Consider the following 488-nt stretch of genomic DNA (forward strand, 5'->3'; position numbering starts at 1 on the left):
TGGGCGTCACACGTCAATGTGGTGGCGAGTTGGTCGGTGACCGGCCCCATGTGTTGCAGCGCGGATCGGTCGGGCTGGTCGGCGTTGAGTGTCAAAAGCACGTCATACCGCGATGTCGTCGACACCGTGTCGTCGGCGAGTCCGCGGGCGGCGGCTTCCAACAGTGTTTCGAGTGCGTCGGCTTGGCGTTGTCGGACGGTGCGCGGGTCGTGGGAGCCGTCGGGTCGGGGTGTGGGTGCGGACAGCGTTTCGAGGGTGGTGCACAGCTTTTCGCCGACACTCATGTCGAGATCTGCACGCACGTCGAGGCGGCCGTCGCTGGTTGTGGCGAGGGTGACGCTGTTGAGGGAACGGTCTTCGGCAGCGGGTGCGCCGCCGGTGTCGTCGGCGAGGAGGTTGCCGAGTTGTCGCGCGTGCTTACCGATTTCGGCTGGACTCATACCCGACAACGCTTGGGACACCAACGCGCGGGTGTGATCGCGGCGTTG

The 488-nt window shown here is 66.0% G+C and carries 1 protein-coding gene; it reads right to left on the bottom strand.

All coding sequences use genetic code 11. From position 1 onward, the window contains the following. The coding region (locus ACPXB3_RS22510; RefSeq protein WP_425729861.1) for a DUF222 domain-containing protein at nt 1–440 on the bottom strand (440 nt) is incomplete at its 3' end. Nucleotides 441–488 lie beyond the last annotated feature (48 nt).

The sequence above is a fragment of the Gordonia sp. DT219 genome (assembly GCF_049847065.1).
Classification (GTDB): domain Bacteria; phylum Actinomycetota; class Actinomycetes; order Mycobacteriales; family Mycobacteriaceae; genus Gordonia.